Origin of the sequence: Alistipes montrealensis (assembly GCF_018362775.1) — a bacterium.
GTDB lineage: Bacteria > Bacteroidota > Bacteroidia > Bacteroidales > Rikenellaceae > Alistipes > Alistipes montrealensis.
In genome coordinates this window covers 545,191-570,524 of the sequence record NZ_JAGYXY010000001.1, presented here as the reverse complement: position 1 = coordinate 570,524, position 25,334 = coordinate 545,191, and the positions used below count along the sequence as shown (strand labels likewise).

Annotated in this window: 23 protein-coding genes and 1 riboswitch; of the genes, 12 read left to right on the top strand and 11 right to left on the bottom strand. The window is 57.7% G+C overall.

Annotation, left to right across the window (positions count from 1 at the left end):
- Positions 1 to 48: 48 nt before the first annotated feature.
- The 4 genes from KG007_RS02230 (at position 49) to KG007_RS02215 (ending at position 3,158) form a co-directional block, all read left to right on the top strand.
- Positions 49 to 696 (top strand): ATP-binding cassette domain-containing protein, encoded by a 648-nt coding sequence (locus tag KG007_RS02230; protein ID WP_213347205.1) that lies wholly within the window; start codon positions 49 to 51, stop codon positions 694 to 696.
- Positions 693 to 1,892 (top strand): ABC transporter permease, encoded by a 1,200-nt coding sequence (locus KG007_RS02225; RefSeq protein ID WP_213347204.1) that lies wholly within the window; start codon positions 693 to 695, stop codon positions 1,890 to 1,892. Before KG007_RS02230 ends, KG007_RS02225 begins: the two co-directional genes overlap by 4 nt.
- A gap of 115 nt (positions 1,893 to 2,007) precedes the next feature.
- Complete coding sequence (gene rpe, locus KG007_RS02220; protein WP_213347203.1) at positions 2,008 to 2,658, top strand: ribulose-phosphate 3-epimerase; 651 nt, start codon at positions 2,008 to 2,010, stop codon at positions 2,656 to 2,658.
- Positions 2,659 to 2,663: 5 nt separating this feature from the next.
- The gene (locus tag KG007_RS02215) at positions 2,664 to 3,158 is read left to right on the top strand and encodes a DMP19 family protein (RefSeq protein WP_213347202.1); all 495 of its coding nucleotides are present in this window, start codon (positions 2,664 to 2,666) and stop codon (positions 3,156 to 3,158) included.
- Between the two features lie 5 nt (positions 3,159 to 3,163).
- Here KG007_RS02215 and KG007_RS02210 read toward each other — a convergent pair whose 3' ends face one another.
- Entirely contained in the window at positions 3,164 to 3,724 is a 561-nt protein-coding gene (locus KG007_RS02210; RefSeq protein WP_213347201.1) for an HD domain-containing protein, read from the bottom strand.
- A gap of 78 nt (positions 3,725 to 3,802) precedes the next feature.
- Between KG007_RS02210 and abc-f the strand changes: the two genes are divergently transcribed.
- The 5 genes from abc-f (at position 3,803) to KG007_RS02185 (ending at position 9,791) form a co-directional block, all read left to right on the top strand.
- The gene (abc-f, locus tag KG007_RS02205; protein WP_213347200.1) at positions 3,803 to 5,743 is read left to right on the top strand and encodes a ribosomal protection-like ABC-F family protein; all 1,941 of its coding nucleotides are present in this window, start codon (positions 3,803 to 3,805) and stop codon (positions 5,741 to 5,743) included.
- Positions 5,744 to 5,782: 39 nt separating this feature from the next.
- Positions 5,783 to 6,655 (top strand): hypothetical protein, encoded by an 873-nt coding sequence (locus KG007_RS02200; protein WP_213347199.1) that lies wholly within the window; start codon positions 5,783 to 5,785, stop codon positions 6,653 to 6,655.
- Positions 6,656 to 6,672: 17 nt separating this feature from the next.
- Positions 6,673 to 7,404, top strand: a complete 732-nt coding sequence (gene rlmB, locus KG007_RS02195; protein WP_213347198.1) for a 23S rRNA (guanosine(2251)-2'-O)-methyltransferase RlmB — start codon at positions 6,673 to 6,675, stop codon at positions 7,402 to 7,404.
- A gap of 90 nt (positions 7,405 to 7,494) precedes the next feature.
- Complete coding sequence (locus tag KG007_RS02190) at positions 7,495 to 9,219, top strand: DUF4153 domain-containing protein (protein ID WP_213347197.1); 1,725 nt, start codon at positions 7,495 to 7,497, stop codon at positions 9,217 to 9,219.
- On the top strand, positions 9,216 to 9,791 hold the full coding sequence (locus KG007_RS02185) for a M48 family metallopeptidase (protein WP_213347196.1): 576 nt from the start codon (positions 9,216 to 9,218) through the stop codon (positions 9,789 to 9,791). Before KG007_RS02190 ends, KG007_RS02185 begins: the two co-directional genes overlap by 4 nt.
- A gap of 19 nt (positions 9,792 to 9,810) precedes the next feature.
- On the opposite strand, the gene pgtP is transcribed toward KG007_RS02185, so the two are convergent.
- Both pgtP and KG007_RS02175 read right to left on the bottom strand, forming a co-directional pair.
- Positions 9,811 to 11,199, bottom strand: a complete 1,389-nt coding sequence (pgtP, locus tag KG007_RS02180; protein WP_195458371.1) for a phosphoglycerate transporter protein PgtP — start codon at positions 11,197 to 11,199, stop codon at positions 9,811 to 9,813.
- 158 nt (positions 11,200 to 11,357) lie between these two features.
- Positions 11,358 to 12,932 carry a glycerol-3-phosphate dehydrogenase/oxidase gene (locus KG007_RS02175; protein ID WP_195458370.1) on the bottom strand — a complete coding sequence of 525 codons (1,575 nt, stop codon included), beginning with the start codon at positions 12,930 to 12,932 and terminating at the stop codon, positions 11,358 to 11,360.
- Positions 12,933 to 13,134: 202 nt separating this feature from the next.
- Between KG007_RS02175 and KG007_RS02170 the strand changes: the two genes are divergently transcribed.
- On the top strand, positions 13,135 to 13,929 hold the full coding sequence (locus KG007_RS02170) for a DeoR/GlpR family DNA-binding transcription regulator (RefSeq protein WP_195458369.1): 795 nt from the start codon (positions 13,135 to 13,137) through the stop codon (positions 13,927 to 13,929).
- Positions 13,930 to 13,994: 65 nt separating this feature from the next.
- On the opposite strand, the gene KG007_RS02165 is transcribed toward KG007_RS02170, so the two are convergent.
- Entirely contained in the window at positions 13,995 to 14,759 is a 765-nt protein-coding gene (locus KG007_RS02165) for a glycerophosphodiester phosphodiesterase family protein (protein ID WP_195458368.1), read from the bottom strand.
- A 230-nt stretch (positions 14,760 to 14,989) separates the two neighbouring features.
- Here KG007_RS02165 and galK point away from each other — a divergent pair, with 230 nt between their 5' ends.
- Positions 14,990 to 16,120, top strand: coding sequence for a galactokinase (galK, locus tag KG007_RS02160; RefSeq protein WP_195458367.1), 1,131 nt, complete (start codon positions 14,990 to 14,992; stop codon positions 16,118 to 16,120).
- Between the two features lie 66 nt (positions 16,121 to 16,186).
- On the opposite strand, the gene KG007_RS02155 is transcribed toward galK, so the two are convergent.
- From KG007_RS02155 to fabD, 3 genes are all read right to left on the bottom strand, one after another.
- Positions 16,187 to 16,717 carry a GNAT family N-acetyltransferase gene (locus KG007_RS02155; RefSeq protein ID WP_213347195.1) on the bottom strand — a complete coding sequence of 177 codons (531 nt, stop codon included), beginning with the start codon at positions 16,715 to 16,717 and terminating at the stop codon, positions 16,187 to 16,189.
- On the bottom strand, positions 16,717 to 17,946 hold the full coding sequence (locus tag KG007_RS02150) for an ROK family transcriptional regulator (protein WP_195458364.1): 1,230 nt from the start codon (positions 17,944 to 17,946) through the stop codon (positions 16,717 to 16,719). The genes KG007_RS02155 and KG007_RS02150 overlap by 1 nt, the downstream gene beginning before the upstream one ends.
- 161 nt (positions 17,947 to 18,107) lie before the next feature.
- Positions 18,108 to 18,989 (bottom strand): ACP S-malonyltransferase, encoded by an 882-nt coding sequence (gene fabD, locus KG007_RS02145; protein ID WP_213347194.1) that lies wholly within the window; start codon positions 18,987 to 18,989, stop codon positions 18,108 to 18,110.
- Positions 18,990 to 19,038: 49 nt separating this feature from the next.
- A riboswitch (cobalamin riboswitch) is annotated at positions 19,039 to 19,239 on the top strand.
- Between the two features lie 160 nt (positions 19,240 to 19,399).
- Between fabD and KG007_RS02140 the strand changes: the two genes are divergently transcribed.
- Entirely contained in the window at positions 19,400 to 20,485 is a 1,086-nt protein-coding gene (locus KG007_RS02140; RefSeq protein ID WP_213347193.1) for a DUF4465 domain-containing protein, read from the top strand.
- A gap of 81 nt (positions 20,486 to 20,566) precedes the next feature.
- Here KG007_RS02140 and KG007_RS02135 read toward each other — a convergent pair whose 3' ends face one another.
- From KG007_RS02135 to KG007_RS02120, 4 genes are all read right to left on the bottom strand, one after another.
- The gene (locus tag KG007_RS02135; protein ID WP_213347192.1) at positions 20,567 to 21,592 is read right to left on the bottom strand and encodes a LacI family DNA-binding transcriptional regulator; all 1,026 of its coding nucleotides are present in this window, start codon (positions 21,590 to 21,592) and stop codon (positions 20,567 to 20,569) included.
- A 165-nt stretch (positions 21,593 to 21,757) separates the two neighbouring features.
- On the bottom strand, positions 21,758 to 22,558 hold the full coding sequence (gene nagB / locus KG007_RS02130; protein WP_195458359.1) for a glucosamine-6-phosphate deaminase: 801 nt from the start codon (positions 22,556 to 22,558) through the stop codon (positions 21,758 to 21,760).
- Positions 22,559 to 22,604: 46 nt separating this feature from the next.
- Positions 22,605 to 24,554, bottom strand: coding sequence for a 6-phosphogluconolactonase (locus KG007_RS02125; RefSeq protein ID WP_213347191.1), 1,950 nt, complete (start codon positions 24,552 to 24,554; stop codon positions 22,605 to 22,607).
- 136 nt (positions 24,555 to 24,690) lie between these two features.
- Entirely contained in the window at positions 24,691 to 25,332 is a 642-nt protein-coding gene (locus KG007_RS02120) for a carbohydrate-binding family 9-like protein (protein ID WP_213347190.1), read from the bottom strand.
- Positions 25,333 to 25,334 lie beyond the last annotated feature (2 nt).

Here is a 25,334-nt window from a genome sequence, read left to right as displayed (position 1 = left end):
AAGCGGCCGTCCGGAATCGAACGGCCGCTTCTTCGAAATATAGAGTTTATGGAGTCGATAACTTTGCAGCAGGTAGTGCCCGATGCGTTTGCGGACGATCCGGTTTCCCGGGAGTCGGACGTGTGGGGACGCGATGTGACGTTCCGCAAGGGGGAGTATTATCTGGTCGAAGCCGCTTCGGGAACCGGAAAATCTTCGCTGTGCAGTTTCCTGTACGGTTCGCGGAACGATTATGCGGGCCGTATCTTGTTCGGCGATGCGGATTGCCGGGCCTTTTCCGCAGCCCGGTGGGGCGACCTGCGGAGGCGGTCGCTGAGCCTGCTTTTCCAGGACCTGCGATTGTTCGGGGAGTTGACCGTGTCCGAGAACCTCGGCCTGAAAAACGAGCTGACTTCGTTTAAGACACCCGAACAGATCGGACGCCTGCTCGAAACGGCCGGGATTGCCGATAAGAAGGATACGCCTGCCGGGAAACTCTCCTTCGGGCAGCAGCAGCGCGTCGCATTCGTGCGCTGTTTGTGCCAGCCGTTCGATTTCATCCTGCTCGATGAACCCGTGAGCCATCTCGATGCTGCAAACGGCAAGATACTCGCCGGCTTGCTGCTGGAGGAGGTGCAGGCCCGGGGTGCGGGTGTAATCGTAACCTCGGTCGGCAGTCGGCTCGGGCTGCCGTACCATAAAATCCTGACGTTATGAGACTGCTCTGGAAACTGCTCCGCTGTCATCTGAGTACGGCCCAAATGGTCGGTTTCGCCCTCGCCGGGCTGGTGGGGATGACCGTCGTGCTGGGGGCCTTGCAGGCTTACCGCGATATCGTGCCGATTCTGGACCAGCCCGATTCGTTCCTGCGCGGCGACTACCTGGTGCTTTCGAAGCGTGTCAGTGCGTTCAATACGCTCGGATTGGGTAACAGCGATTTTACGGCAGAAGAAGTGGACGACCTTAGGGCACAGTCGTTTGTCCGGGAGGTCGGGGCGCTGACTGCGGCGGATTACCGGATAACGGGGTCGGTCGGTGTGGGAGGCATCAACCTTTCGACCTACCTGTTTTTCGAATCGGTTCCCGACCGGTTTCTCGACGTGGAGCCCGCCGAATGGAACTATGAGCCCGGCAGCCGGGATATTCCCATCATCATTCCGCGAAACTATGTGAACCTCTATAACTATGGTTTTGCCCGGTCGCAGGGGTTGCCGCAGATTTCGGAAGGTATCTTCCGCCGGGTAAGCCTCGGTATCGACATTGCCGGGAACGGTCGCGCGGAGCAGTTCCGGGGCCGTATCGTCGGGCTGTCGAACCGCCTGAATACGATCCTCGTGCCCGATGCGTTCATCCGCTGGTCGAACGAACGGTTCGGAACGGGGGCCGGGAAAAAACTTCCGGCGCGGGTCATTGTCGAAACCGACCGTCCGGTCGATGCCGCCATCTCGGATTATCTCGCCCGCAAGGGGTACGAGGCTGAGGGCGACCGCCGCGACGACGGCAAGGCGACCCGTTTTTTGCAACTCGCGGCAAGCGGCGTGGCCGGGGTGGGGCTGGCGTTCAGCGCGATGTCGTTCTACATCCTGCTGCTGAGCATTTTCCTGCTCTTGCAGAAAAACAGCGACAAACTCGAAACCCTGCTGTTGCTGGGATATGCCCCGGCGCGTGTGGCGAAGCCTTACCGGACGCTGACGTTCGGGCTGAATTTCGGAGTGCTGTTCGCCGCGTTGCTGGCCGTGTGGCTGGTGCGTTTGAGTTACCTGCCGTCGCTGGAGGCGTTGCAGGAGGGGTATCGCCCGGCAGGCATGGGCGTCACGCTGCTGTGCGGCATCGGACTTGCACTGCTGCTTTCGCTGCTGAACGGGTTGGCGATCCGCCGGAAGATCGCCAGTCTCGGCTGCGGAAAACACTGACGGGTCGCCGGAGCAGGGGCCCGTACGAGCGGATTGTGTGTTGAAACCCCGTCCGGATATGCGGGATTCCGCGAAAAATGCCTATCTTTGTAGGTAGGAAAAAGAGAACTGCACAATGAACAGAATAGTAGCTCCTTCAATGCTCTCGGCCGACTTCGGCCATTTGGAGCGCGATACCCGGATGGTCGACGCCAGTGCGGCCGAATGGGTTCATATCGACGTGATGGACGGTGTTTTCGTCCCCAATATTTCGTTCGGCTTCCCGGTGCTGAAAGCCATTCGCAAGGTCACTCCGAAGTTCCTCGATGTGCACCTGATGATCGTCGAGCCGGAGAAATACGTTGCACGCTTCGCCGAGGCGGGCGCCGACCTGGTGACTTTCCACCTCGAGGCGACGGATGATCCCGCGGGATGCGTTGCGATGATCCGCCAGGCCGGGGCCAAGGCGGGCATTTCGATCAAGCCCGCGACGCCGGTCGAGGCCTTGCGCGGCGTGCTGCCGCTCGTGGACCTTGTGCTGGTGATGAGCGTCGAGCCGGGATTCGGCGGACAGTCGTTCATTCCGGGGTCGCTCGGGAAGATACGGGAACTGCGCGCCATGGCCCGCGAAATGGGTCTCGAAACGATTATCGAGGTCGACGGCGGCCTCTCGTCGCACAATGCCGGTGAGGTTTACGGGGCCGGGGCCGATGTGCTGGTGGCCGGCAATGCCGTTTTCGGCGCTGCGGACCCGCAGGCCGAAATCGTGAAGATACTCAGCGCCTGACGGTCATGTTCGGGTTCCTGAAAAGTTTTTTCGGGGGCGGCAGCTCCGCCCTGACACGGGAAGAGATCGGGACGCTGCCTCCCAAAAAGTTGTACAGACGGGTGCTTTACAGCCTTCCCGATGCGGAGGAGGCGAACGACGCGCAGCGCGATTTCGTCAGCATGGTGATGCTCGACGGCGAGGTGCGCAACGGCGGGTTCAACCAGTATTATTACAATATGGGCGACGAGGGCCGCAGAGCCGAGCAGGCGTTTGGCAGGACCGGAGCCGCGGACCTGGCGGAGATCGTCCGGCAGGCTAACGACTGTTATGACGCCAGTCGGGAGCGGCTTGCGGAGTTGTGGGACGGGACGATGAAGGGCTTCTCGGCCAGTTATAAAGAGAAGTTGTTCGACCGCTTCGATGCGGCCTATTACGCGGCAGTGGAGAAGAACCGGTTCCAGGCGCTTCTTGCCGGGTTCGTCCGGAGCCGTGCCGAAGAGTTTGTTCCTGGAAAATAAGACGTTTAGCGTTCGACATGCTGCGCCGTTTCTGCATCGAGCAGGCGGCGCAGTTTGCATAGCAGGTCGTCGTCGCGGAACCATTCCGCGCCGTAGCTTAGGTTGAACTCGTAGTCGAATCCGGCGGGGTTCGCACCCTGGTTGTGCTGGAGGATAGTCTCGGCCTTGTCGAGCGCCTTGACCCAGCGGGCTTCGGGTGTGGTGCACGCTTCGTACTCTTCCCATATTTCCCGGATGCGGATTCCTGCGGCGTCGGGCAGCAGGACGCTCAGGCGGTCCACGGCCGACTGTTCCGCCGTGGCTTTGGCGGCGGGATCGCATTGTACGACGGCCGGAATATCCCCTTCATAGGCCTCTCCGAGGTCGTGGACCAGACACATCGACAGCACCTTCGAAAGGTCGAGTTCCGGTTTCTCGTCCGCAAGGACAAGGGCCAGCAGGGCCAGCCGCCACGTATGTTCGGCGGTGCTCTCGTGGCGTCCGTCCGAAGTGTGGGCCGAACGCAGGGTGTTTTTCAGCCGTTCGGCTTCGCGGATGAACCGCAGGTAGCGCTCCAACTTTTCCATAACAGGGATCTGTTTCAGGTCGCAAAGATACGATATGTCGGATTAAATCGCTAACTTTGCCGTGATTTTAGATTCGTTATGATTTCACTCGATAACCTTACCGTAAGTTATGGGGGCTGGACCCTCTTCGACAATATTTCGCTGCTGATCAATCCGAAGGACCGCATCGGTCTGGTGGGTAAGAACGGCGCGGGCAAAACCACGCTGCTGCGCATCATCATGGGCGAGCAGCAGCCCACGTCGGGAACCGTGACGCCCAACGGCGACTGCACGATCGGTTACCTGCCGCAGACGATGCGCGTTGCGGATACCACGACGCTCGTGGAGGAGACCGCCAAGGCCTTCGAGGAAGTGCTCCGGCTGGAGGCCGAGATTGCGGCCCTGACGCGTGAGATCGCCGAGCGCACCGATTATGAAAGTCCCGAATACGAGCAGCTCCTGCACCGGCTGAACGATGCGCAGGATCATTACCATATCCTCGGCGGTGAGACCCGCGACGCGGACATCGAAAAGACCTTGTTGGGCCTCGGATTCAAACGGTCGGATTTCGGACGCGCCACGAGCGAGTTTTCGGGCGGTTGGCGCATGCGTATCGAGTTGGCGAAACTGCTGTTGCGGCGTCCGTCGATCTTTCTGCTCGACGAGCCGACGAACCACCTCGACATCGAGTCGATCCAGTGGCTGGAGGAGTATCTGAAGAATTACAACGGCGCGGTGCTGCTCATCTCGCACGACCGTGCTTTCCTGGATAACGTGACCAACCGCACGGTGGAGTTGTCGTTGGGTAAGATCACCGACTATAAGGTTTCCTACTCGAAATATGTCGTCCTGCGCGCCGAGCGCCGGGCGCAGCAGATGGCGGCCTACGAAAACCAGCAGCGGATGATCGAGAAAACCGAGGAGTTCATCGAGAAGTTCCGCTACAAGCCCACCAAGTCGAACCAGGTGCAGTCGCGCATCAAGCAGTTGGAGCGGCTGGACCGCCTCGAAATCGAAGAGGAGGATTTGGCGACGCTCAATATCAAGTTCCCGCCTGCGCCCCGTTCGGGCCAGATTGTGGCCGAGATCAACGAGGTCGGGATGTCGTTCGGCGCGAAGCACGTCTTCAGCGGCGCGAATTTCGTGATCGAAAAGGGCGACAAAATTGCATTGGTGGGCCGCAACGGCGAAGGCAAGACGACCCTTGCGCGCATGCTGGTCGGGCAACTGGCGCCGACCGAAGGGTCGGTCCGCCTCGGGGCGAATGTCAATATCGGTTACTACGCCCAGAATCAGGACGACCTGATGGACGGCGAATTTACGGTTTACGATACGTTGGACCGCGTAGCTGTGGGCGACATCCGGACCCGTTTGCGCGATATTCTGGGTGCATTCCTGTTTCGCGGGGAGGACATCGATAAGAAGGTCAAAGTCCTCTCGGGCGGCGAACGGGCGCGTCTGTCGATGGCCCGCATGATGCTGGAGCCGCGGAACCTGCTGGTGCTCGACGAGCCGACGAACCACATGGACATGCGTTCGAAGGATATCCTCAAGAACGCCATCATGAAATACGACGGTACGGTGGTTATCGTATCGCACGACCGCGAATTTCTCGACGGTATGGTGCAGAAGGTCTACGAGTTCCGCGACGGCGGGGTGAAGGAGTACCTGGGCGGCATTTATTACTTCCTCGAAAAGCGCAAGCTGGAGTCGTTGCAGGAGATCGAACGAAAGGACGTTCCCGCCAAAACTGCGGCTCCGAAGGGCGAAGAACCGGTCGCATCGGGCAAACTCTCCTACGAGCAGAAAAAAGAGCAGGAGAAGCAGCTTCGCAAGCTCAGGAAGGCCGTGGAGGCTGTGGAGGCCGATCTGGGGGCCGTCGAGAAGCAGATTGCGGAGTACGATGCCCGGTTTGCCGCCGCGGTCGAATACAACGAAGCCGACTACAAGGCTTACAACGACCTGAAAGCCCGCTACGAACACCTGATGCACGAGTGGGAGAAGGCTTCGTATGAACTGGAAATCGTCGAAAACGAGTGATTCCCGGCATACCGTACTTTTCACAAACCACGACATTGTATGAAAGGATTGATTTTTTTGCTGTTATCAGGCGTCGCCGCCCTCTGCACGGGATGTCCGTCCGGTGTGCAGAGCCCTCCGCAACAGGAGACTTCCGCTGCGGAAACGGCTTGTGCCGCGGGTTCTGCGGCTGAAATCACCTGTGCGGACGAGGCGGACGGCCTGGCACGAACTGCCGCCCAACCTCGCCTGGATTCGATCGAATTATCCGAAGGATGTGACTGGTACACCTGCTATTTCGCCGAGGGGACACGGAACAAAAAGGCGTTGGAATATATCCGGGATGTTATTCAGGGAACCAGGGGACCGTCCTATGAAGAATACGATCCGGACCTCAGCCCGGCATGTATCGACGGCGGCCGTGCGATTATACTCGACAGCGTGCGGTCTGTCGAATGGCCTGATTCCGAACCATGGCCCTCGATGCGGCGCCTGCATGAGGAGTGGTGGGAACAGGAGTTGGAGCGTCAGTGGATCGTTTACATGGCAAAACGCGATCCGGCTTTTCTCTGCGATTGCAGCGAAACGGATTCGGTGCTGATCCGGTGTGCGGATATTCTCCGAAATGACGGGGTGGACCGGGAGGCTGTGCGCCGGCTGAAAAAAGAGATTGCCGCGGCCGAGTATGCAGAGAGGGTGGTCCGCTACAGCCTTGTTTATGACGCGCAGGAGTTGGAGTCGACATTTTCGTCCGTCGACTGGGTTGTGGATCGGAATGATCCCCGCGAACTTTTGTTCACGACTTTGAGTAACTATATCAATCACAAAATCCACAACCGGCTGGGAAAGAACGGCGATATTGATTTTTTTAGTTACAAGGACGACTTTCTTCGTATTTTCGACAGTGTGAAGGTCGAGACATTCGAACCCTAAAATTCAAATATACAACGATGGATACAAACCTTATTTTCGGGATTCGTCCCGTGGCCGAAGCCATCGAGGCTGGACGCCAGATCGAGAAACTCTACGTCCGCAAAGGGGCCGAAGGGCAGCTGATGCAGGAGCTGAAAGACCTTTGCATGCGCCACCGCCTCCGTTACCAGGAGGTTCCGGTCGAAAAACTCAACCGCCTGACACGCGGCAACCACCAGGGAGTCGTGGCGCAGACGGCGGCCATTGAGTATGTCCAGTTGGAGGACATTCTGGAACGCGTGCCCGAGGACGAGACACCGCTCATCGTGTTGTTCGACGGGGTGACCGACGTTCGCAATTTCGGAGCTATCGCCCGTTCGGCCGAGTGTGCCGGGGTACACGGGCTGATCACGCCGCTGAAAAATTCGGCTCCTGTGAATGCCGAGGCGATCCGTTCGTCGGCCGGGGCGCTGACGACGATCCCGGTGTGCCGTGTGGGGTCGGTCCGCAATACGCTCAAACAGTTGCAGTCCGAAGGATACCAGATCGTCGGCGCTACGGAAAAGAGCCGTAAACTGCTTTACGACGCCGATTTCCGCAAGCCTACCGTGATCGTGATGGGCGCTGAGGATACGGGTATCTCGAAAGAGGTGCTGAAACTCTGCGACGAGCAGCTGGCCATCCCGCTGATCGGACATATCGAGTCGCTGAACGTGTCGGCTGCTGCCGCGGTGATGCTTTTCGAGGTGGTTCGCCAGCGCATCGGGTAACCCTTTGGAAGCCCGGATCAGCGAACAGGGGCCGAAAGGCCGCGAATGAAACCTTCGGAATCCGATAACCATATAGATTCTTACAAAGCGATGAAAGCGAAATTGGAATTATACCTGCATTGGCTCCGCGAAGGGGCTGTGCGGGTCGTGCGGTCGTATCCGGTCGAAATGCTCCTTGCGCTCTATGCCTGCGTATGGTGTCTGCTGACCTACGAACTGGATTGGAGCGGGAACGACCTGTTCGAAAAACTGGCCCTCGTGCCGCTGTTTTTTGCATTGGCGCTGGCGCTCAACGTCCTGGCGGGTCGCGGCCCCTGGCGGCGGGTCTACTGGGTTTGCTGGACGCCGATTGTGCCGCTGACGTTCTGGAGCGGGCTCGGAGCCTGGGTGGAAAGCGCTCCTTACTTTATTTCGGTCGGCATCCTGGCGCCGTTGTTGCTCCTGCTGAGCCTTCGCGCGGTACGGAACGACCGTTTCGTCAGCGGGGCGATCATCTGGCTGCGCTCGGGACTGTTGGCCTTTGTGTTTGTCGGTGTCGCACTGGGGCTTTTCTATGCGATACTCTATTCGACGACCTATATTTTCGGACTTGACGGCAAGTGGATCGAGCATGTAGCAGTCTGGGCCGCTTCGATCTGCGAGACGGTTGGTGTACCCCTGCTTTTTTTGATGATGGCCGATCGCTGGCGCGGCGCCGAATGCCGGGGCAGCCGCATTCTCGAAGTATTGCTGAACTACATTGTGACGCCTGCGCTGCTGATCTATGCCGCGATCCTCTACCTCTACATGGCCAAAATCCTCTTTACGTGGTCGCTGCCCGAGGGCGGCGTGGCCTACATGGTTTTCGGGTTCACGATGACGGCCCTCGCGGTCAAGGCGTTGCAGCAACTCTCCGAAAAGCGGATGTACGACTGGTTTTTCGACCGTTTCAGCCTCGTGTCGCTGCCGGTGCTGGTGCTGTTCTGGATCGGCGCGGTACGCCGTACGAACGAATACGGACTGACCGAACCGCGTGTCTACCTTCTGGTATGCGGCTCTCTGATGACCCTCTGTGTGCTGCTGTTCCTGTCGCAGCGCACGGGCCGCTACCTGTGGGTATGCCTTGCGGCGTGGGTGAGTTTTGCGGCGTTGGCTTATGTCCCGGTGTTCGAACCGGGGCGCGTCGCCGTGCGGTCGCAGTCGCTGCGTGCGGAGCGGATCGCCCGGTCGCTCGACCGCCTCGATGCCGAAGGGCGGCTGGTACTGGCCCCGATGCCGTTGGCCGATACGGTTCATAGGAGGGAATACCATCGTCTCTACGAGTCGCTCGACTACATCCGGCACGACAGTGTGGCTTTCGCCCGTTTCGGCGTGAAAGACCTCGACGATTTTGCCGCAATCTTCCCTGACGGGATGCGCGATTATGTGAAGTGGGGTTATGAATACTCCTATTCGTACGATACCGACCGGAGCGTCAGCATTTCGCTGCCTGCCAATGCTTCGTTCGAAGCCATTGGAGGCTATTCGCGTTATTATACGAATTTCAATTACTGGGACGAGGGTGGTTATCGCTTCGATAACGATACATTGAGTCTTTGGCTGGGTGAAGAACAGCCGGTGCTGGAGATTCCGGGGACGGAGCTGCTGAACGCCCAGTTGCAAAAAAGCGGGTTCGTGCCTGCGGAGGACGCTGTTCCGAGCAGCGAACAGACACTGCAACTGCTCGATTACCGCAGCCAGTATTGCCGGATCGTGTTCGAACAGTTGACTATCGATCGCGGGGATTCGCTCGCGACGTTGTCCCGCTTGTCGGTACATTCCCTCTGGATGCGATGACATCGGTCTATGTGCATCCCCGGTTGGGCGAGGTGACGCTCTCGCAGACGCTGCGTGCCCGCCGGATTTCGATCAGCGTACGCGCGACGGGCGTCGTGCGGCTGTCATTCCCCTATGGAGTGTCGCAGAAGCGGGCTTTGGCTTTTCTCGAACAGAAAGCCGGGTGGATCGAGGCGGCACGCGAACGGTTGTCCCGCAAGCGCGCCGCGCTGCCTGAGCAGTTGCCGCCTGCCGAAGCGAAGGCCCGCATCGAGGAGTTGCGCCGCGCCGCCAAAGCCGACCTCCCTGCGCGTATCGAACGTATTGCCGCCCAGACGGGACTGAAATACGCCAAACTGACTATCCGCGCCTCGCGCACCAAGTGGGGGAGTTGTTCGGGGCAGAACCATATCTCGCTGAGCCTCTTTTTGATGACGCTCCCGGAGCATCTGCGCGACTATGTGATCGTCCATGAACTCTGCCACACGGTTCACCACAACCACTCGCCCCGTTTCCATGCACTTGTCGACCAGTTGGTCGGAGGACGCGAAAAACCCCTTAACCGGGAGTTAAGGGGTTTCGTAATCCGTTGAGTCGCTTCGGACGGCCGTGCTATTTTTGGCCGAGCATCTCCTTTTCGTCCTTGTAGGTGAACGCCATGAAGACGATCGAGAGGAAGCAGGCTGCGATGAGCAGGATGAACGTCCAGTCCCAGCCTGCCGCGTCGGCCACCGAGCCGATCACGATATTTGCCAGGATAGCCGTGCCGAGGAAGTAGCCGAAGAATCCGGTCAGTCCGGCAGCCGTTCCGGCAGCGTTTTTCGGGGCCAGGTCGAGAGCCTGTACGCCGATGAGCATTACCGGGCCGTAGATGAAGAACCCGATGGCGATCAGCGACATGGTGACGATGACGTAATTCGACGAGAACTGCCAGTAGAGGAAAATGAATACCGCGACGATCGCCATGAAGAGAATCGTAGGGATGGCGCGCCGTCCGTGGAATACCTTGTCGCTCAGCCAGCCGCAGATCAGCGTGCCGGGAATGGCCGCGAACTCATACGCGAAGTAAGCCCAGCCTGCCTGCTTGATGTCATAACCCTGTGCATCCCGGAGGTAGGTCGGAGCCCAGTCGAGGCATCCGTAACGTACCATATAGACGAAAGCGTTGGCAATGGCGATAAACCACAGCAGTTTGTTATTGAGGACATACTTGAAGAAAATTTCGCGGGTCGAAAGCACTTCTTCCTGCTTGGCGCTGTAATTTTTCGGGTAGTCGTTGCGCCATTTTTCCACCGACGGAAGGCTGCACGACTGCGGTGTGTCGCGGATCAGCACGTAGGCCAGGATCGCGACGAAGATGGCGACGACCGCCGGGAAGAGATAAGTACCTATCAGGAAGTAGAACTCCGAGTGGTTGCCGTAGAACCAGGAGCCGAACCAGATGGCGCCGTAGACGGCCATCGGACCTACCAGCGCGCCGCCCACGTTGTGGGCGCAGTTCCAGATCGACATCTTCGTACCGCGTTCCTTGATCGAGAACCAGTGGGTCATGACGCGGCCGCACGGAGGCCAGCCCATTCCGTTGAACCAGCCCACCAGGAAGTTGAGGACTGCCATGAGGATGATGGCCAGCCGCTTGTGCTCGGGGCCGAGCAGCGTGACCGGAACGATCATGAACATCATCGACACGGCGGCCAGCACCAGTCCCAGCGGCAGGAACACCCGCGCATTGCTGCGGTCCGAGACACTTCCCATCAGGAATTTGGACAGGGCATAGGCGATGGCGTTCATCGAGAGAACGATGCTCAGTTCGCTCTGGTCGAAGCCGAGGAGCGTAAGCTCCGGAATCGCCATCGAGAAATTCTTTCGGACGATGTAGAATCCGGCATACCCGATGAAGATGCCGAGGAACACTTGCAGGCGCATGCGTTTGTATTTCGCGTCTACTTTGTCGGCCTCCATTTCCGGTTTATACGCAGGGGGTTGTAGCAATTTCCACATAGATTTAGGTTGATAGTTTTAGGGCCTTTCCGCCGTGTCCGCTGCTGCGGCTCCGACTTTACCCCAAAGCCCCTCCTTGTCGGGACGGGGCTTCGGGGATATTCGGATTTCGGGGATTAGGCGGTTTTCATTTTATTCAGGATAGGCAACCGGTGCGCCTACTTGTCTCCTGCAAAGATATAATTTTTTGCCAGATTGGTGAAACTTTCGACCTGCGCGTCGATCCAGGCTTGGTCGTGTCCCAGTTCGCGTGCCATCGTTTCGGCAACTTTCGGGGCTGCGGCCATCGCTTCGCGGGCATCGACGAACAGCAGTCGCACGCGGCGTGCCAGCACGTCCTCGACCGAGAGGGCCATCTCTTCGCGTACGGCCCAAACCACCTCGGCCAGCGTGTAGCCGTATTTCGGCGAAAGCTTTTCACCCAGCGCCGGGTTGTCCTTGATCATGTTCAGGATCTTCGGCTCGTCCGAACCGTAAACGTACATGTGGTCGGCCAGGTCGGGGTTCTTGCGGTAGCCGTGGATGTGCAGTTTCTTGGTCACGCATTTCCGCTTGGGAAGGCCGTTGATCTCGATAGCCTTGTCTACGGTGTCCTCAGCCATCAGGCGGTAGGAGGTCCATTTGCCGCCGGTGATCGTTACCAGGTTGTTGTCCGAGGTGATGATCTTGTGGCTGCGTGAAATCTCCTTCGTGCTCTTGCCCTCTTTCTTGGGTGCAGCCAGCGGGCGCTGGCCTGCGAATACCGAAAGAATGTCCTTATAGGTGGGAGCCGGGTTCATGTAAAGGCTGGCCGTGCCGAGGATGAAGTCGATCTCCTCCTTCAGCGGGCGGGGTTCCTCTTCGGGCGTGGGACGCACGATGTCGGTGGTTCCGACGACGACTTTGTCGTGCCAGGGCACGGCGAACAGCACGCGGCCGTCCGAGGTCTTGGGGACCATGATCGCATAGTCGCTCTGGAGGAATTTCATGTCCAGGACGATGTGTACACCCTGGCTCGGGGTGACCATCTTGCTGTGGTCGGGGCTGTCCATGTGCATGATGTCGTCGACGAAGCAGCCGGCGGCGTTCACGACGCTGCGCGCCTTGAGGGTATACTCTTCGCCGGTGGTGTTGTCGACGAACTTCACGCCGGCGACTTTGCCCGCCTCATCGTGTACGATGGCTGTCACGGTGGCCTCGTTCACGACCGTGCCTCCGTTCTCGACACAGGTCTGGGCGAGGTTGATGGCCATACGCGAGTCGTCGAACTGGCCGTCGTGGTAAACGACACCGCCTTTGAGTCCCTTTTCGACCGAGGTGGGAATGTATTTCATCACCTTCTTGGCGGAGATGTATTTCGAACGTCCGTAGCCGAAGCCGAACGAAAGCATATCATAGAAGGTAAGGCCGCAGAAGTAGAGGAAATTGTCCCAGTAGCGGTAGTTCGAAATGACGAACGCCTGGTCCTTCACCAGGTGCGGGGCGTTGGCCTTCATGCGGCCGCGCTCGCGCAGCGCTTCGAGCACCAGCATCACGTCGCCTTTCTGCAGGTAGCGTACACCGCCGTGCACGAGCTTGGTCGAACGGCTCGACGTGCACTTTGCGAAGTCGGTTTTCTCCAGACACGCTACGCTCATTCCGCGTGTGGCTGCATCGACAGCAACGCCGAGTCCGGTTGCACCGCCGCCTACGACTACCATGTCCCAGATTTTGCCCTTCTCGGACAATTTTTTGATTTGTGACGCTCTTTCCATAGTATCTGTTTGTTGATTTATTTCGTTTCGGAACAAAAGTACAAATGATTTTGGCTATTTCAAAATAAAATAGCTTTTATTTTGAAATATTCTGATGGTCTGGATTATTTCTTCCGGGAAGGAAAATTATCGCGGTGAAATGTGTGTATTCCGAATAATTTTCGTATATTAGTACTTCTAAACACTAAAATTTAAATTGCGCATGAATAAATCAGGCGAAGAACCCCTTTTGAGCCTTCCGGAGCGGCACAGCCGCATTCTGGCGCTGTTACAGCAGAACGGTTCGATTTCGGTGACGCAACTCTCCGAACTCTTCAAGGTTTCGGAAGTGACCATCCGCAAGGACCTGTCGTACCTCGAACAGCAGAAGAAGCTCTACCGTACCCATGGCAGTGCCATCCTCATAAGTCCCTATATCAGCGACCGTCACGTCAATGAGAAGGAGAAGAAGAATGTGGCCGAGAAGCGTGCCATCGGTGCTGCTGCCGCTGCGCTCATCTCGCAGGACGATTCGATCATCATTGCTTCGGGAACGACGATGGCTTTCCTGGCCCGCGAGATCAAGCCTATCGGCCACCTGACGGTCATCACGGCGGCAGTCCCCGTGACCCAGATCCTTTCGCAGCACGCCGATGTGGATGTCCTCCAACTGGGCGGTATCACCCGCAGCAGTTCGGTGTCGGTCGTAGGACCCTTCGCCGAGTCAATGCTGCGCAACTTCAACTGCAGCAAACTGTTCGTCGGTGTAGACGGCATCGACACCGAGTTCGGACTGACGACGACCAACATGCTGGAAGCCTCGCTGAACGATGCGATGATCAATGCCGCGCAGAAGGTCGTGGTGTTGGCCGACTCTTCGAAATTCGGCCGCCGCGGATTCAGCAAGATCTGCGACCTGGAGGCGGTGGACCGCATCATCACCGACAGCGGCGTGCAGCCACTTTACCTGGACCGCCTGCGTGAGCGCGGCATCGAGGTGACGGTGGTGGATGTCTGAGACATACCTATAATATAAAAAAGAGCGCAAATTATTTTGCCGCTCTTTTTTATGATTCGAAGCCTTTATTTCTTCAGCAGAGCCTGCAGGCGTTCGGGGTAGTCGGTGGTGATGTAGTCTACACCCAGGTCGATGAAGTATTTCATATCCTCCTCTTCGTCCACGGTCCAGACGTTGACTTCGAGTCCCAGGTCGTGGGCCTGCTTCACCCATTCGGGGTTATTGCGGAGCACTTTCATCGAGTAGTCGATGCCGGCCAGTCCCAGTTTCTTGATGCTCTTGGGGGCCAGGTCGCCGTTGAGGTAGTAGATTTTGGTGTCGGGAATAAGCTTCTTGAAAGCCATGCAGGCGTTGATCGAGAAGGCGATGATATCCGTCTGGTCCAGTACGCCGTACTTTTTGAGCTGCTTGACGATCTTCGCGGCTGCGAGGTCCTCGCGGTTGTAATCCGAAAGAGATTTCATTTCGAGGATCAGGCGCGTGTTGGGTTTCGAGGCCACGAGTTTGAGGTAGGCGTCGAAGGTGGGAATGTTTTCGCCGTTGGGCAGCTTGATGGCCGTGATCTCCTTGGCGGTGGATTTCTCCATGTCGACATTCGTGCCTTTGTAAACGCGGTCGTGGTTGACGATCAGTTTGTTGTCGGCAGTGAGCCATACGTCGATCTCCGAACCGAAAACGCCGATGGCGTCAGCCTTGGTGAACGAGGCGATCGAGTTTTGCGCCGATTCGGGTGCAGTCCAGTAACCGCGGTGCGAAATTACTTTGGGTTGTGCGACAACGGCGCCTCCTGCGAGCAACATGGCGGCGGCCAGAATAAGGTTTTTTGTCATATCGTTTGAAATGTTAGTTGGTAGCTTCTGAAACGAAAGCATTACAAAGTTAGTAAACATTTCCGGATTTACAAGTCGAAAGGCGGCCGAAACTATTACTTTCATCCTGTTGATATGGGTTTTTATTGGTTTCGGATATGCAATTTTCGGGCGGAAAATGCGGCGATAAGCGGATTTTTTTCTATCTTCGTATGATTTATCAGCTAATCATAACTTAAAACCTCTCGATAATGAAAGAAAAAGTCAGCAAGAAATTTTCGGAACTTTACGGTGAAGGCGCCATTCTGTTCGCATCCCCGGGCCGCATCAACCTGATCGGTGAGCACACGGACTACAACGGGGGCTTCGTTTTCCCGGGCGCTGTCGACAAAGGCATCGTCGCTGCGATCAAACTCAACGGCACGGATAAAGTTCGCGCCTATGCGCTTGACCTGGGCGAAAGCTCGGAATTCGGGCTGAACGAGGCGGACAAACCGGCCGAAAGCTGGGCTCGTTATATTTTCGGCGTGTGCCGTGAGGTGCAGAAGCGCGGCGGTAAGATCGGCGGTTTCGACACGGTATTTGCCGGCGACGTTCCGCTGGGCGCTGGCATGTCGTCGTCCGCGGCTTTGGAGTCGACTTACGCTTTTGCACTCAACGACCTTTATAACTGCGGTATAGACAAGTTCGAACTCGCCAAGATCGGCCAGTCGACCGAGCACAACTATTGCGGCGTGAACTGCGGCATCATGGACCAGTTCGCCTCGGTATTCGGCAAGAAAGGCAACCTGATCCGCCTGGACTGCCGTTCGCTGGAGTATGCCTATTTCCCGTTCGATCCGAAGGGCTATAAGCTGGTGCTGCTGGATTCGCGCGTGAAGCACGAACTGGTAGGTTCTCCTTACAACGACCGCCGTGCTTCGTGCGAGCGCGTTGCGAAGGTGCTGGGCCAGGAGTTCCTGCGCGGCGCTACGATGGCACAGTTGGATGCCGTCAAGGACCAGATTTCGGAGGAGGATTACAAGCGCGCGCGTTATGTGATCGGCGAGGAAAAACGAGTGCTGGATGTGTGCGACGCGCTCGAGAAGGGCGACTATGAAACGGTCGGCAAGCGCATGTACGAAACCCACTGGGGCATGTCGAAGGACTACGAAGTGTCGTGCGAGGAGTTGGATTTCCTGGCTACGGTTGCCGAGGAGTGCGGCGTGACGGGTTCTCGTATCATGGGCGGCGGTTTCGGCGGCTGCACGATCAACCTGGTGAAGGACTCCCTCTACGATAAGTTCATCGCTACGGCAAAAGAGAAGTTCAACGCGAAGTACGGCCACGAACCGAAGGTCTACGACGTGGTGATCTCCGACGGCTCGCGGCGGCTGGAGTAAACTCCGGCAAACCGAAACGAAAACCCCGGCACTCTTTCGAGCGCCGGGGTTTTTACATAAGGGGTGTTAGTCCAGTATTTTTTGCAGCATCACCTCGTCGTGATAGCCGTCGGGCCGCCACATCCAATCGCGTTTGACGCCGACTTCGATGAATCCCGCGCCGCGGAACAGCCGCAGACTCGCTTCGTTGTCGGCTCCGACGTTGCACCAAAGCTGGTGAACGCGCAGCGTGTCGTGCGTATAACGGCAGAGGGTTTCCAAAGCGTCGGAGGCGTAGCCCCGGCCCCGGTCGCTCTGCTCGTAGATGAGGATGCCGACGCCCGCCCGGCGATGGATCGGGTCGTATTCGAACAGGTCGATCGCCCCGACCGGCTTGGCACTCAGCAGTGTTTCGACGATCAGCCGCAACTGTCCGTCGCAGAGAACCCCGATGATGTTCTGGTGTCGCTCGACGAAACGCTGCATCTGGTAGTGCGAAAAAGGCTCCGTCGTGCCGCTGACCGCCCAGATGTCGTAGTCGTTCTCCCACTCGTACATCAGGTCGGCGTCTCCCGGTTCTACGGCCCGCAGCCGTATGGTGCGGCCTTCGATGTTCATTACAGTCCGATGATCTTGTTGCGGATAAGCATCGCTACGCCCCAGGCGTTGGCGTTTTCGGTCATCTTCGATACGCGGAACTTGGTGTCCTTGTACACCAGGTTGAGCGAATACTTGTTGGTGGCCGACTTGAGGGGCAGCATGATGTAGTCGCCCGCCGCCGCGAGGTTACCGCCCACGATAACGGTCTCGGGATTGAACGTGTTGATCAGGAACGCCACCGCTTTGCCGACCTTCTCACCGGCCTCCTCGATCAGTTCGATCGAAAGGTTGTCGTCGTTCTTGGCCGCTGCGATGATGTCGTCGATGTGGATGGTTTTCTGCTGGTCGTATTTCTCTTTGAGGATGGTGTTCACGCCTTTCTGAATCAGGTGGCACATCTTGTCCTCGATGGCGATACCCGAAACCTCGGTTTCGAGACAGCCTTTCTTGCCGCACGAGCAGATGATTTCGTTGTCGAAGAAGGGGATGTGGCCGAACTCGCCCGCGAAGCCGCTCTTGCCGTAGTAGAGCTGTCCGTCGACTACGATGCCGATGGCGACGCCGCGGCCCATGTGGAGGTAGAGCACGTTGCTCTCGTCTTTGGATTTGCCGCAGGTGTACTCGGCGTAGCAGCGTGCCCGGGTGTCGTTTTCGAGCAGTACGCGGATGCCGACACGCTCTTCGAGCACGTCGCGCAGCGATTGCTCGCTCGATGTGAAATATTTATAGCTTCGCCCCGTTTCGGGATTCACACGGCCCGACATGCAGACGCCCAGTCCGAGAATCTTGCCGCGGTCGATACCGCACGTGCCGATGAAATTCTCGATTCCCGAGCAGATGCGCTCGAAGCACTGCGGACGGTCCAGGAGTTCGAACGTAAAATCGTTCTCCTCCTTGATGATGTTGTTTTGCAGGTCGGTGATCATGAACCGCATGTTGTCACGGCCGACGTTCACTCCGGCAAAATAGATGGCCGAGTTGGCCAGGCCGAAGATGTTGGGGCGTCGTCCGCCCGGGGTCTCCACCTTGCCCAGGTCGGTGACGATGTTCTCGTCGACCAGTTCCTGGACCAGCTTGGTGATCGTCGGAACGCTGATGTGAAGCTCCTTCGTCAGCTCCGAGAGCGTGCATTCGCCGTTGACGGCCATGTGCGCAATAATGTTGCGCTTGATAATGCTGTTCTTGTGCGTAATGCCCTTCAGGGCATCGTCTTCGTGCTTGTTGAAAAACTCGGTCAGTGATGTCATCCTTCCAGTCTCATTTTTAACTAACTCTGCAAATATAATAAGTATATTTAATAAATGCAACAAGTTATTAATAAAATTTAATAAATTTTGTTTTAAAATGAGATAATAAAAAATAACGCCCTGATTTTCAGGACGTTATTTTTTAAGCGCGACTTTTTGTTTTATAAAGTCGATTTCGATTCCACAACTGCGTTGGCGTCTACCTTACGAATGAGGCCCTGGAGCACATTACCCGGACCGAGTTCGGTGAATTCCGTAACACCGTCGGCCAGCATGTTCTTCACGATGTAGGTCCAGCGCACGGGGGCCGTCAACTGGGCGATCAGGTTCGCTTTGATGGCGACGGGATCGGTATACGGTTTGGCGTCTACGTTCTGGTAAATCGGGCATACGGGGGTCTGGAACGGCGCCTCGGCAATCGCTTTTTCAAGTTCCTGCTTGGCGGGCTCCATCAGCGGCGAGTGGAATGCCCCGCCTACGGGCAGGCGCAGCGCGCGGCGTGCTCCGGCGGCCTTGGCCTTCTCGCAGGCAGCCTCTACGGCCTCTACGGCTCCCGAAATGACCAACTGGCCCGGGCAGTTGTAGTTGGCGGCTACGACGACTCCGTCGGTCGATGCGCAAATCTCCTCGACCACGCTGTCCTCCAGGCCGAGAATAGCGGCCATCGTGCCCGGCCGGGCCTCGCAAGCTGCCTGCATGGCCATTGCACGCTTTGAAACGAGCTTCAGGCCGTCCTCGAACGAAAGGGCTCCGGCAACGACGAGCGCCGAGAATTCGCCGAGCGAGTGTCCGGCTGCTGCGTCGGGCTTTACGCCCAGCGCCTTGGCCATGATGACCGAGTGGAGGAATACGGCAGGCTGGGTGACTTTGGTCTGCTTGAGCTGCTCGTCCGTACCGGCGAACATGATGTCGGTGATACGGAAGCCGAGGATTTCATTGGCTTTCTCAAAGAGTTCCTTTGCTGCGGGAACGTTGTCGTAGAGGTCTTTACCCATTCCGACAGCCTGGGCTCCCTGGCCCGGGAATACGTATGCGTGCTTCATAATTTTCACGAATTATATGTTTGCGGGGGCAAAGATATAAATTAATTTCCTAAATTTGCACCGCAATGGTTCACAAAGGGCCGGGCAAGGCCCCGTGTGATTAAAAGGGAATGCCGTGAAAATCGGCAGCAGTTCCCGCTGCTGTAAGTTCCGAGAGTTGCCGCAACACGCTTTAAGCCACTGGTTCCAGAACCGGGAAGGCGTTGCGGCAGGAACGAGCCAGAAGACCTGCCTTGTGACTTCCCGAGGGGAAGAATCTTTTTTTCGGATGTGTCTGCGGAGAACGGACCGTCATAAGTCTCTGTATTTCATTATCGAAATGCGGGTATGGGCGTGAAAAAGGTTCGATTCCGGGAGGTTCCGGAACCGGATTTTTATTTTTTACGAACATACTTAAAATTAAACGAAAGATGAAAAAACTCTTGCTTTTGGCATTGGCGACCTTTACTTTGGCCGCCTGTTCGGATGATGACAACAAGACGTGGGTTCCGGCGACTGCGGTCGTACTGGACTGCACGGAAAAGGACCTCGTCGTCGGCGAAACCCTGCAACTCTCCGCTACGCCGACGCCGGCCGATACGGACGACAAAGTGGTCTGGGCCTCGGACGACAAGACGGTCGCGTCGGTTTCGGAGGCAGGCCTTGTAACGGCGGTGGCTGCCGGAACCGCCAAAATCTCGGCGACATACGGTTCGGTGTCGGCAACCTGCACTGTGCATGTAACCGAACCTGAACCCGGCCCCGCTCCCGAGACTGACGATGTGATCTCGTTTGAGTCCGAAGAGGGCATGCTCGCTATCGACGGCGAACCCGTGCAGCTCGGTGATGTTACCGTTAGCGGCGGTTCTGCGGCAGGTAACCACCATCATGTTTTCTGGGCGAAGGGCGGTTATTACGACGAATTGGCTGAAGGCGGCGTTTATAACGGGTATCTTTGCTCGACTTCGGACCAGAATGTCTGGTTCGGGACCCATTTTTCGGCTGACACCGGTTACGGGGATTACTGGGCTGGTTTCGTGGTCACCGCCAATTATGGGAAAACCGCAACCAGCGTTGATTACGCGAATCAGTTCATGGTATGGGCAGATAAGGGTGCAAAGGGTTCTTCGAACTGCATGATCGGTTTTTTCGACGGTTATACGGAAAGCTATGCAATTCCGACGATCGAATTTGTGGAGCCGCGTCAGGTGCGCTACCTCTATATGGCCAACACTGCGATTACGTACCCTTACGAACCGATGCAGGTGGATGCCGCCTCCTATTATTATAAGGTGAAAATTACCGGTTCGCTCAATGGGGATGAGACCGGTCGTGTGGAGTGTACGCTGATCGAGGGTGCGAAAAAAGTGTCGGACTGGAAAATGGTCGATCTTTCGGCTTTGGGTGAAGTGGACTGCCTGACCTTCTCGCCTGATTCGAACGAGGTAAATGAGTTCGGATTACTTGCTCCGGCCTATTTTGCTGTCGACAGGATCATATTGGCCGCTAAGGAATAATTGGGAACCGGATTATTTAGAGATTGGTTTCCGGTGAGAACCCGCAGGACAGACAAGTCTTGCGGGTTCTTCGTATTCGGCCTATTCGTCCCGGAATTCCATGCGGCAGGGCAGCACCACCGATTCGGGAGCCGGGCGGGCGGAGCCGGGCGATTGGCTTTCGCGGATTTGCCGCAGCAGCAGGCGCACGGCGTTCGCGCTGATCTCCTCGACCGGGAAGCGGGCGACGTTCATTCGCGGAGCCGCCAGGCGGAAGAGCGGGTCCGCGTGCATGCAGGCGAGTCCCCGGCTGCCGTCGTCGATGCTGAGGCTGCGGTCGTGGAAATAGCGCAGGGCTTCGGTGGCGAGAATGTGCGTGGTGAAGAAAAAGCCGTCCGTATCGGGCGCTGCGCGGAGGATGCGGTCGAGCGTGTCGCGGGTGTTTTCCCGGTAACCGGCATAGGCGACTTCCCCGTAGAGGCGGGGATCGGCCGGAAGGCCTGCTTCCGCCAGTGCCCGGAGGTAGCCTTCGCGCCGTAGTTGCATGGTCGGGAGGTGAGGAACGGTCGTGATGATGGCGATCCGGCGGAATCCCCGGGCGGTCAGGTGGCTGACCAACGCGTAGCTGCTCAGTTCGTTGTCGATAACGACGCAACTGGCCTCTGTTTTAGCAAGGCAGCGGTCGAACAGCACCACGGGGAAATTGCTCGCCACGAGATTGTCGATTTCGCCTCCCGAAGCGTCTGCCGGGGCGATGATAATGCCATCGACCTGTTTCGAACGGAAAAGGCGTATCAGGGCGTTTTCGCGTTCGGCTTCGGAGCCTGAGCCCGCGATCATCAGCGAATAGCCCTCCTTTTCGGCCTCCGATTCGATCCGGTCGGCGATGTGCGCGAAGAAGGTGTCCGAGATCGAGGGCAGGATCAGCCCGATGGTTTTCGAGGCGCCCGTGTTGAGGCTCCGGGCCAGCAGGTTGGGTTCGTAGGCGAGTTCGCGGGCGCAGGCGAATACGCGGTTCTGGGTCTCCGCGCTGATTCCTTTCTTTGCACCCTGACCCGAGAGGACCCACGAGACGGTCGTCTTCGAGAGATTGAGCTTGCAGGCTATGTCTTTGAGCGATACTCCCACGATTTCACCATATAAGCAATGCTTTACAAAGATAAAATTTTTCCCGCAATTAACAAATTATCAGGCCCTGAAATGCAGCCGGATGTTCCGTTTTCCGGTTCGGGGCATCGAAAAAAATCCCGCAGGGTTTTTGCCCTGCGGGATTCGTCGTATTCGAAAATGCGCTTATTTCGAGATCAGGTTCTCCCGTTCGATGTCCTTGAAGTAGCGGTAGGTGGCTACGCGCAACTCCTCGGCAGCCGGGTCGTCGCACACGAGGATTCCGTTGGGATGCACCTGCAGGGCCGAAATGGTCCACTGGTGGTTGTAGGAACCTTCGACGCCGTGGCGCACTGCGCGGGCTTTCTTGTGGCCTGTGGCGAGAATCAGCACCTTCTTGGCCGACAGCACCGTGCCCACGCCTACCGTCAGGGCGGTTTTCGGCACGAGGTTGATGTCGCCGCCGAAGAAACGGGCGTTGACCTGGATGGTGTCCTGCGTCAGGGTCTTGAGGCGTGTGCGGGAGTTGAGCGACGAGAACGGTTCGTTGAACGCGATATGGCCGTCTTCGCCTACGCCGCCCATGAAGAGGTCGATGCCTCCGGCCTCGACGATGCGGGCCTCGTAGTCGGCACACTCCTTCACCAGGTCCTCGGCATTGCCGTCGAGGATGTTGACGTTCTCGGGCTTGATGTCGATATGCTTGAAGAAGTTGTTCCACATGAACGAGTGGTAGCTCTCGGGGTGCTCCTCGGGAAGGCCCACATACTCGTCCATGTTGAACGTGATGACATTTTTGAACGACACTTCGCCTGTCTTATGGCGGCGGATCAGTTCCTTGTAGGTTTCCAGTGGGGTCGAACCCGTCGGGAGTCCCAGCACGAAGGGGGAGGAGGTATACTGCTCCTTGTTCTTGATCTGGGCGATGATGTAGTTGGCTGCCCACTGGGCCACCTGCTGCGGGGTATTTTCGATAATTAAGCGCATGGGGTAATTGTTTTGGTTATATGTTCATTCGTTTTTGCGAAGAGGCTTAGAACATCTTCACGAAAACCTCGATAGCCTGGTATTCGGCCATGCCGAGCTGGTCGTAAAGCTTTGCGGTGTTCTGCGTACGCTCCTCGGCCCGCTGCCAGAATTCGCGGGGGTCGCTGCCCGGGAACGGCATGATGTCCTTCTGCGAGAGGTGGCGGTAGATGGCGTGGCGCTTCATGATCAGTTCGTCGGGCGACAGGGGCACGGCCATGTCCACCATGCCGAGGTCCCATTCCATCCAGGCGCCGCGGTAGAGCCACAGGTGGCACTCCTTGAGCCATTCGTCGTCTTTCACGACTTCGAGGGCGCCCAGGATGGCCTCCATGGCGGTGCGGTGCGTGCCGTGGGGATCGGCCAGGTCGCCGGCGGCGTAGATCTGGTGAGGCTTGATTTCGCGCAGCAGTTTGACGATGATTTCGATGTCCTTCTCCGTGAGCAGGCCCTTCTTGATGCCGCCTGTTTCGTAGAACGGCAGGTTGAGGAAGTGGGCGTTGGTGTCGGGATTCAGGCCGAACGAGCGGACTGCGGCCCGTGCCTCAGCGCGGCGGATGGCGCCCTTCAGGTCGAGCAGCGGACGCGGCTCGGGTTCGCCCTTTTTCTTGCCGGCGATGATCTTCTCGACCTCGGCGTAGTGGTTGCCATAGCCCAGTTCGCGGGCCGTGTCGATGTTTTGCAGCACCACGTCGTCGTGTACGGCTACGTTGCCCGAGGTTTCGTAGGCTACATGCACGTCGTGGCCCTGCTGCACGAGGCGGATGAACGTACCGCCCATCGAGATCACGTCGTCGTCGGGGTGCGGCGAGAAAACGATCACCCGTTTGGGGAAGGGTGACGAGGAGACGGGACGCGTCGAGTCGTCGGCATTGGGTTTGCCGCCCGGCCAGCCCGTGATCGTGTGCTGGAGGTCGTTGAACACGTCGATGTTGATCTGGTCGTAGGCACGGCCCTGCTCGAGCAGTTCGCCCAGCGAGTTTTCGATGTAATCTTTATAGGTGAGCTTCAGGATGGGCTTCTTTACTACGCCGCAGAGCCACACCACGGCTTTGCGGACGAACTTCGGCGTCCAGTCGCAGGGGCCTACCATCCACGGCGTCTGCTCGCGGGTCAGGAGTTGTGCGGCGTTATCGTCGATAACCACCTCGATGTTGGGGTGTGCCTGCAGGTAGGAGGCCGGAACCTGGTCCGTGATTTCGCCCTCGACGACCCGCTGGACGATGCGGGCTTTCTCCTCGCCCCAGGCCATCAGGATGATGCGGTTGGCGCGCATGATCGTGTCGATACCCATCGTGATCGCCATCTTGGGCGTATTCTCCAGGCCGAAGAAGGCGCCCGACTGGATTTTGCGGGTGTTGTAGGTCAACTGCACCAGCCGTGTGCGCGAACGGGAGTACGACCCAGGTTCGTTGAAGCCGATCTGGCCGTCCTCGCCGACGCCGATGATCATCAGGTCGATGTGCCGCACAGCGTGGTCGTACGATGCGCAGTACTCCGAAATCCGGTCTTCAGGAATCGTACCGTCGGGAATGTGGACGTTCTCGGGCAGAATGTCGATGTGGTTGAGGAACTCCTCGTGAATGCGGTAGTTGCGGCTCTGCTGTTCGGTCGATTTGATCGGGTAGAACTCGTCGAGACTGTAAACGGCGACGTTCTGGAAACTGATCTGGCCTTCGTTGTGGCGTTTTACCAGTTCGCGGTAGAGTCCCAGCGGGGTGCGCCCCGTCGTGAGGCCCAGCACGAAGGGCTGCGACTCCTCGTAAACTTCGTTCGAGCAGTGGATTTCGTTGTAGGTGCGGATTGCCTTGACGATGTTGTCGGCAACGTACTGCACGCCTTCGTACTCGTTTTCGTAGACTTTGGTGTGGATTTTCTCGTAACGGTGGATGATGTCACGGGGAGCCGATTCCGAAATCAGGCCTCCGTCTTTGGGGAGTGAATACTTGTTGTTCATTGCTTGATATTATTTAATCTTTTCTCTGTTTTAGCATCATTTCCGGTCGTTTCCATGGTTTCGGCCCGGCCCTGTGTTTCTTCCTCGGAAGGGGCGCATCGCGGCCGGATTATTCGCCGGCTCGGTTCTATGCGTTTTACTTTTCAAATACGCCCCGTTCGAAAAACTCGGGACGGTGGAAATCGGGTTTCCCGGTCCGGATCGGCCGCCACGACAGGAAATGGGGGTGCGAGAGCTTGTCGCCGCATTTGTAAAGGTTTATGCGGGCCTCCGCGCCGCTCCAGTCGGTGAATCCGTGGCGGAAAAGCGCCTGCGGGGGAATGGCCAGCGTGAGTGACCAGCGGTTGTCGCCTTCGCGTTCGGCGAAAGGCTCGCCGGGCAGCGTCGTGTAGCGCTTTACGCTCGCCAGTACCTCGGGGGAGGCGTGTTCGGCTTCGGTCCGCGATTTGTGCGCTCCGAGAAGCATGCGTCCGATGCAGGTGGTTTCGAAGTTGTAGTACATCCCGTCGTCGGGGGCGATGAAGAACTCCACGCACGAATCGGTCCAAACCTCGCCGTTGTCCTCCGTGACGAGCGCAGCGGTGTAGCGTTCCGCAACGTCGAAGCGCAGCATCAGGTAGTCGCCCGTATGGAACATCCGGAAACTTACTTCCGGTGCATAGGGAAATTCGGCGGGCCAGTTGCAGCATGCGATCGGCTGGGAGTCGATGCCGGCGAACGCCTCTTCCACGGCCGCCCGGTCATCGGGCGCGATTCCCGCTATCTTGCGAATGTCCATTG